The organism is Noviherbaspirillum agri (genome assembly GCF_054780595.1).
This window is the reverse complement of sequence record NZ_BAAGWA010000019.1, coordinates 58811-67566: the sequence shown is the minus strand read 5'-3', so window position 1 is coordinate 67566 and position 8756 is coordinate 58811. Positions and strand designations below refer to the sequence as shown.

At 56.4% G+C, this 8756-nt stretch carries 4 protein-coding genes; all 4 read right to left on the bottom strand.

Annotated features, from left to right (window positions below):
• Window positions 1-949: 949 nt before the first annotated feature.
• Window positions 950-2200, bottom strand: coding sequence for an O-antigen ligase family protein (locus ACYVIA_RS20835; protein ID WP_460844101.1), 1251 nt, complete (start codon window positions 2198-2200; stop codon window positions 950-952).
• 75 nt (window positions 2201-2275) lie between these two features.
• The gene (locus tag ACYVIA_RS20830; RefSeq protein WP_460844100.1) at window positions 2276-3307 is read right to left on the bottom strand and encodes a polysialyltransferase family glycosyltransferase; all 1032 of its coding nucleotides are present in this window, start codon (window positions 3305-3307) and stop codon (window positions 2276-2278) included.
• 190 nt (window positions 3308-3497) lie between these two features.
• A complete protein-coding gene (gene msbA, locus ACYVIA_RS20825; protein ID WP_460844099.1) occupies window positions 3498-5237 on the bottom strand; it encodes a lipid A export permease/ATP-binding protein MsbA in 1740 nt (579 codons plus the stop codon).
• 56 nt (window positions 5238-5293) lie between these two features.
• Entirely contained in the window at window positions 5294-8743 is a 3450-nt protein-coding gene (dnaE, locus tag ACYVIA_RS20820) for a DNA polymerase III subunit alpha (protein ID WP_460844098.1), read from the bottom strand.
• Window positions 8744-8756 lie beyond the last annotated feature (13 nt).

The following is an 8756-nucleotide window of genomic DNA, read 5'->3' as shown; positions in this document are numbered from 1 at the left end:
CTTCATTCCCGCTTCGGCTTCTTTCAAGACGCCGATCATTTGTTCATCGGTGAATCGCTTTTTCATGCCTGCCTCCCAAGGGCAGACTCTACATTATCGCCGTACTAATCTCGGGTAGCAGGTCAGGAACAGTAAAAACAGTGCACATCAGTAGATGAAGCTTGTTGCAATATGGGCATTGCGCAAGCAATTTTTTTAGCTGGAAGAAGAAATACTCTCGGCTGGGTCCATCCGAACTGCGACTGCTAAAGCAATTGAAGGAAAAGAATGCCAAGCTCAAGAAATAGCTGGCCGACCTGAGCTTTGGCGAGGTGATGCTGCAGGGCGTGGTTCGCCAAAAGTTCAAGGTTTGCTCGCAAGCTTGAACTGGTGGACGACTTGCAATGGCGGTTTGTGCGAGTCAAAGTTAGCTGTGTCGGGTGTTGATGATTTCACGTTCGCTCCACCAATATCGCTCACATGCGATTGACCAGACACTACGGATCTTCTGGTTTTCAAGCGAGTGTACCGGTTGTATGGACAGGAAGGTCTGTGCTTACATTATCAGCAGCGTTCAGAAAGCAGCCTTACGGCGCAACAGTGCCCCGCAAAGGCCTATGCAAAGGCAATCGCAGAATGCTAGAGCATGGATTTCACCAGCAGCCAGTTGTAAGATGGCCGTGCGCTCCGAGCGCCAACACTGATCGATACGTTCACGCGGGAATGCCAGGCGACTTGGGTTGATCAAGGCTTGGGCAGCGATGATGTGGTGCTCGCATTGCGTCGAGTGCAACGACAGCATGGCTCACTCCAGCGCATCTATCTATGGGCTCCAACGCCAACCGCGCCATCACTCTCACCGGACTTTGCTGGGTGCAACGGTTCATCGGCACACCCATAACTTGAGCCACCTCCTGTGCCGGTTGGAGGCGGCTCCGCCGCGTCGTGCCAATGCCTAGCTGCGCTTGGGCTAGAAATTCACCTTTGAAGGGGTAGTACTGAGAATCTCAACGTCTCTATTGCCATTACGCCTTCCATTTCCAGATGCCAATACAGCCAGAAGTACTGAAAAGGTTAATGCTGTATTAGAGCGCCACAAATAGCTTTCAAACATACATACCACAGCAAATCCAATTAGCATGGATCTGGTTCGCATATCGCCATTCGACGAAGCTGCAAAATAAAAAATGCAGAGCAACGCCGTCAGACCAAGGAGGCCTGTTGTAGCTGCAGTCATGAGGTACTGGTTATGTGGATTAAATGTATTTTTGGTTGATTTCCAGCGCTCGGGTTTGATCTGTGAATATTCTTGGGTGAAGTCACCGCTTCCAACACCAGCAACAGGATTCTGAAGAAAGAGCTCAAAGCTCGTGGCCCAAAATACCATTCTCAGGCCGACCGAGGTATTCGGATTTTGCTCAAAGGTTCTAATATCTGCTACAGCCTGATCTACACGTTGAGCAAAATGGCTCTGCGTGTTGTACACAGCAGCCAATGTGAGTGGGAGAAGAACAGCACATAGCAAAATTGCTTTACTGCGCGCCTTTACACGCTCAAAAACAAGCGCGGTAACGAGTACCACGAACATGATCATACCCGCGCGCCCGCCGGAGAAGGCAAGATTGGACATCAGGAGAGCTGCAATCGCCGCGGCACGAATTCGCTCGCGAATACTCACGCCGCAGACGACGCGATGCAGGCTGAAGTAACCGCCGAGTGCCAAGATAGGCGTATACATGATCCAGTCAACAAAGGGAGCCGTGTCCTCTGGGCCTTTATATACTCGTATTCCACGCGGCCATTCAGGAAACCAATGCAGCTGAATCCAGTTGTAATGTGCAAGAACCGCACACACACAAAGACCCGCTAGGAACGCTGAAATATAACGCTCCCGATACCTAGGCTCCGCACTGCTCCAGAAAATAAGAAAAAGCAGGAAAGGCGTCTGGCGATCCACCATTTGCCAACCTGCGGCCGCATTCTCTGTCCATAGCATCGCCAGAACAAACACGCTGTAATAAGCGATAAACGCGAGGCATAGCTTAGAGCTCAGCACCTCCCTGAGCTTTTCAAGCCATCGATCTTCTGCTATCCATACAAGCAGCAGCAGGGCGCTTAATATATAAGTGAAGCTAACCTTCATCGGCAGCACAAAACATATCGCGCTGAACAACCAGATTCGTGCTTGTGTCAAGAAAGGACGGATTTGGGAAAACATCATGATTCTATTTGTTGAAAGACAGCCTGATTGCTAGCAGCAACTACCAAGAAGTTTTGCTTTTGAACTGTTTGCGATCTATGCATATTCGATCCCGGAGGCAGAAAACGCCCTCTGCATATCCTCTTTCTCTTGCTTCGATTTGAAACATATCTTGTCCCAACCAAAAGCCAGCACGTGAACAGATGTTGGATAGATCTGGCGTGCGAACAGCAACGCCGACGAGCGCACACCGACCACGACATCGTAGTAAGTTGATGCCATATACGACTCGAGAGCGCAGGCCGGATCGATTACTCGGTAGCTCGGATGGCTCAGTTCATGGGCGGGGTCTTTAGGATGGCTCTTGTAGTCGACGTCATCTATGCCTTGGCGAAATAGCCAGTCCCGTATCCGATTTGTGATCTCAGCCATGTCATGGGACGAGAGCAGTCCGGTGCCGGTGAGCGGTTGGCCGATGACGAGTGCACGACGAGCAATACCGTGCTGTACAGAAGGATTGGGATCAACCAACGGCGGCAGCACACATACCTTTCCTTTCGGGTACTCGCAGGGCAGATTGGCTACGGTATAGATGCGATCACAGAATGCGGCATCCGAGCCTATCCTGTCACCACTAAAGCACTGGTAATCAAGCTCAGGCGCAAACAAACGGCGCAGCTTGCGCGTCCACTGAAACATGCGTTTCGCAAGGCTGAGCGGATAACGCCGTATGCTGATCAGCCCGTCCGGCAGGATGCGGGCGTACATCTGCCGCGCATTCGCTGCGGCAGGGAGTGCTCGCAAGAAGTAGTTGATGGCCTCGGTATCAAATACCGCGCTATGAAGTATCAATGTATCGCAACTCCCGACAAGCTCGGCGACTAGTCGGATGTTTGACCTTAGTCGTCGATGCCTGCCGAACCAGCCGGGCAAGGGTTCCAGACGTGGCCAAGGCATGTAAGTACAGGCGTCCCACTCGTCCGCCTGAATGATCGACTTGATGCCCGGTTTATACCAGACAAGAACTTGTCGAGCACCGGGTTCAAAATGCTCTGCAATGCGTCGCGCCGCTAAATACTGCAGCGGGGACGCAACGAAATAAACGGCAACCTCCTGGGGATGGAACATAAGCTAAATATAGGGCATGTTTAACGGGCGTAAATATCTCGGCTGGTTTGCATGAGATGCAAGCGAGTCCTCGTTCGCATCATCGTTCCGCCTTTCATGAAACCACCTTGCGAAAGCGAAAGATGCAACCCGGTTGTACGTCAGCACCGCTCCACTTCGGGAGCGACATACGAAGGTCTTGAACACCTGATTATTCACCTGCCTTTTTCTCGAACTGCAAGTGGTAAAGATTCGAATAGACATTGTTGTTCCCCAGCAGCTCGACATGCGTTCCCACTTCGACAATACGTCCGCCGACCAGCACGATAATGCGGTCTGCTCGTTCGATCGTCGACAGTCGGTGCGCAATCACCAGCGTCGTACGCCCTTGCATCAGCTCGTCAAGCGCTGCCTGCACAGCGCGCTCGGACTCGGTATCAAGTGCGGAAGTCGCTTCGTCCAAAATCAGGATCGGTGCATCCTTGTAGATGGCGCGTGCGATCGCAAGGCGCTGGCGCTGTCCACCGGAGAGGCGGTTACCGTTGTCTCCGATCATGGTGTCGAGCCCCTGTGGCAATGCCGCAATTACCTCGCTGAGATGCGCGGCCTTGGCTGCAGCCTCGATACGTTCACGATCTGGTGTGGCGTCGCCGTAAGCAATATTCGCCGCGACCGTGTCGTCGAACAGCACGACGTTCTGGCTCACCATCGCAATCTGCTTGCGCAGGCTGTCAAGCGCAATCTCGCCAATCGGTTGTCCGTCGAGCCGGATCTCGCCGCTGGTTGGCACATAGAACTCCGGCACCAGGCTGACCAATGTCGACTTGCCGCCGCCCGACATACCGACAAAGGCGACCGTCTCGCCCGGCATCACAGTGAGAGTAACGTGTGATAGCGCCAGCTGGCTCTGGCCAGGATAGGAAAAGTTCACATCAACGAAATCCAAGCGCCCTGCCGCACGTCCGGTCAGCGCGTTACCATTCTTGCGCTCCGGTCTCGAATCAATGATTGCAAATACAGAGTCCGCAGCGGCCATGCCGCGTTGCAAAGGCCCATTGACCTCGGCAAGGTGTTTTAACGGCGTCAGCAGCATTAGCATCGCGGTAATGAACGAGACGAAGCCACCGACCGATGTCTCGTTCTGCCCTGCCTGCACCAGTGCAATCACGATGACCACCGACAGCGCACAGGCGGAAATGACCTGCGTCAGCGGCGCCGTGGCGGCAAAGGTGCTGACGATGCGCATCGAGTATCCGCGCAGCCTTGCAGCACGCTGCGCGAAGCGCTGCTTCTCGTAGCGGTAACCGCCGAAAATCTTGATGACTTGTTGTGCCCGCGTCGTTTCTTCAATGACCTGGGTCATCTCGGCGTTGATATCGAGGTAACTATGCGTCAGCTTGCGCAGGCGTTTGCCGGTAGTGCGCACGATAGCGGCAATCACTGGCAACAAGATCAGCGCAATCAAGGTAAGCCGCCAGTTCAGGTACAGCAGGTAACCTAGCAGACCCAAGACCGTCAGCGTGTCGCGGATCATCGCCGACAAGACGTTGCGGATCATGTCGATGATCTGTTGCGCCTCGGACGTCATGGCGTTAATGACCTTGCCCACCGACGTATGGGAATAGAAGTTCAGTGGGACGTCCAGCAAACGGTCGAATGTCTGCTGCCGGATGTCGTTCATCATCCTTGTGGACACCCACGCCATCATGTATGCGGTCAGGTACGTAGAGATGCCACGCAACACGAAGATGCCGATCATCGCTGCCGGCACCAGCCAGAGGGAGAAGGATCGATCTGTTGAGAACCCTTTGTCCAGCAGGGCCTTCATCATTGCGGCCAGCATTGGCTCGGTCGCTGCGGTGAGCATCATGCCGACAAGGGCGAGCCCCAGCCGCCCCTTGTAGGGCGAGAGCATGCTAAATAGTCTTTTGGAGTGTCGCGGTAAATTCATTCTGTGTTAATTGGTTATCGCGGGCGTGACCGACATAGCGAGCCATTGCCTGTGGTTCAATACTCGACCACCGCCCCGCGTATGCCGAGTTTGTCGACCAGCGACTGTTTCAGGCCGTCCGCAGGGGCAATGCGCCAGTCTTCCGCGAGGCGGATTTCGCAACTGCCTACGCCGTCTTGCATGTAGCGCACAATCAGTGGCAGCCCGCCCTCAGAACGGTAAGGTGCTAACACCGTCTTGAGCTGCGCCGTGTCCATGCGCGTATTCAACGAGAACGCGAACTGCTTGCCGAACGCGATACGCGCCATCGCGATGTCCATCACCTTCTCGGCTGAGATCCGCAGGCCGCCGTTGAATCGGTCTTCCGACACCTTGCCTTGCACCGCGAGGAATTCATCTTCCTTGAACAGGTGCTTGTGCGGCTCGTACAGCTCGTTGTAGACGGTCACATCGACCGTTGCCGTGCCGTCGTCGAGGGTGACGATCACCATCTTGCCGCGCTGGGTCATCTGCGTGCGCACCGTGGTGATGATGCCGGCCAGCAGGCGCGCGTCGCGTGACGGCTCGAGGTTGACCAGCTTGGTCTTGATGAACTTGCGCACCTCGTCGATGTAGGAATTGAACAGGTGGCCGGACAGGTAGAAGCCGAGCGCGAGCTTTTCTTCCGTCAGGCGCTGCTTGTCGGTCCATGGCGCTACCTTCACATATTCCGGCGGCGATTCGAGGTCGCTGTCGGGGCCGCCAAACAGGCTGACCTGGTTGGCCGACGCATGCGCCTGCTCCGCGCATTCCATTGCAAAGTTGACAGACGCGATCATCACGCCGCGGTCGACGCCGAAGCAGTCCATTGCGCCGGCGCGGATCAATGACTCGATCGTGCGGCGGTTGATCTGCTTCTTGTCGACGCGCTTGACGAAGTCGAACAAGTCCTTGAACGGGCCATCCTGGCGCGCAGCGATGATTGCCTCGATCGCGTTCTGGCCCGATCCCTTCACCGCGCCGAGGCCGTAGCGAATCTGCATGGCCTTCTTGCCCGGCTCACCGACCGGCATGAAGCGGTAATCGGAGAGGTTGACATCCGGCGGCAGCATTTTCAGCTTGCAGATGTCGATGGCGTCTTCGACCAGCACCTTGATCTTTTCCGTATCGTCCATGGCCAGCGACATGTTGGCTGCCATGAACGCGGCGGGATGATGCGCCTTCAGGTAGGCGGTGTGGTAGGACAGCAGTGCGTAGGCGGCAGCGTGCGACTTGTTGAAGCCGTAGCCGGCGAACTTTTCCATCAAGTCGAAGATCTCGTCGGCCTTCTCCTGCGACAGGCCGTTCTTCGCCGCACCTTCGCGGAAGATCAGGCGGTGTTGCGCCATTTCTTCCGGTTTCTTCTTACCCATCGCACGGCGCAGCAAGTCCGCGCCGCCGAGCGAGTAGCCACCGATGACCTGCGCCATCTGCATCACCTGCTCCTGATACACCATGATGCCGTAGGTTTCGGACAGGATGCCTTCGGTACGTGGATCCGGATACTCGAACTTTTCGCCGTGCTTGCGTTTGCAGAAGTCGGGGATCAGGTCCATCGGGCCCGGACGGTACAGCGCCACCAGCGCAATGATGTCCTCGAAGCGGTCGGGACGTGCATCTTTCAGCATGCCCTGCATGCCGCGGCTTTCCAGCTGGAACACGGCGACAGTTTTCGCCTTGGTCAGCAGTTCGTACGAGGCCTTGTCGTTCAACGGCAGCTTCTCCAGGGCGAAGTCCGCCATCGCCGGATCCAGCATCTTGATGTAGCGAACCGCGCGGTCGAGAATGGTTAGCGTGGTCAGACCCAGGAAGTCGAACTTCACCAGACCGACCGCTTCGACGTCGTCCTTGTCGTACTGCGACACCACGCCGGCATCGCCGCCCTGTGTGTACAGCGGGCAGAAATCGGTGAGCTTGCCCGGCGCGATCAGCACGCCGCCTGCGTGCATGCCAATGTTTCGGGTGATGCCTTCCACCTGTTGCGCGAGGTCGAGCAGCTGCTTCACCTCTTCTTCATTCTCGAGACGCTCCTTGAGCAGCGGCTCTTCTTCGATCGCTTCGGCAATCGACACCTGCTTGCCCGGCTTGAACGGGATCAGCTTGGAGACGCCGTCGCAGAACATGTAGCTCATGTCGAGAACGCGACCGACGTCGCGCACCGCGCCCTTCGCCGCCATCGTACCGAAGGTCGCGATCTGCGATACCGCGTCGCGGCCATAGCGGTCCTTCACGTACTGGATGACGCGGTCGCGGTTTTCCTGGCAGAAGTCAATATCGAAGTCAGGCATCGAGACGCGTTCCGGGTTCAGGAAGCGCTCGAACAGCAGGTTGTATTCCAGCGGATCGAGATCGGTAATCTTCAGCGCATACGCGACCAGCGAGCCGGCGCCGGAGCCGCGGCCCGGGCCAACCGGCACGCCGTTGTTCTTGCCCCACTGGATAAAGTCCGCCACGATCAGGAAGTAGCCCGGGAAGCCCATCTTGATGATGGTGTCGGTCTCGAACTTCAGGCGTTCTTCGTAGCGCGGCCGGTTTTTCTCGCGTTTTTCCTCGTTCGGGAACAATTGCAGCAGGCGCTCTTCCAGCCCGGCCTTCGCTTCTTGCACGAGGAAGTCGTCGAGCGACATGCCGTCCGGCGTCGGGAACAGCGGCAGCTTCGGCTTGCCGAGTTCGAGCTGCAGGTTGCATCGTTTGGCGATCTCGACCGAGTTCTGCAACGCCGCCGGCAGATCGGCAAATATCTCGGCCATCTCGGCCTGCGTCTTGAAGCACTGGTTCTCGTTGAAGCGCTTGACACGTCGCGGATTGGCAAGGATTTCGCCCTCCGCGATACAGGTACGCGCCTCGTGCGCGATGAACTCTTCCGGACTCAGGAACTGGGTCGGATGGGTTGCCACCACGGGCAATCCCAACTTGGCCGCCAGCGCGACGGATTGCCGCACATGGTTTTCCATGTTGGGCTGGCCGTAACGCTGGATCTCGATATAGAAATGGTTCGGGAAGATCGATGCCCAGCGCTGTGCGCAGCGCTCCGCAGCAGCGATATTGCCGTTGTCGATCGCGATGCCGACATCGCCGCTCTGCGCACCGGACAGCGCAATCAGGTCGCTTGCCGCGCCATCCTCCAGCCATTCCGTGCGGATTTCGGCACGGCCACGGTGTACGTTGGTTAACCAGGCTTTCGTCAACAGTTCGCAGAGTTGCAGGTAGCCGTTGCGGTTTTTCACCAGCAACAGCAGGCGGGACGGCTTGTCGCGGTCATCGTCGTTGGTAATCCAGGCGTCGCAACCGGCAATCGGCTTAACGCCCTTGCCACGCGCGGACTTGTAGAACTTGACCATGCCAAAGAGGTTGGCAAGGTCAGTGATCGCCAATGCCGGCTGGGCATCTTTAGCTGCAGCTTTGACAACGTCGTCGACGCGCACGAGGCCGTCGACGATGGAATATTCGGAATGGAGGCGGAGGTGGATGAATTGCGGCGAAGTCATCGCGCTATTTTAC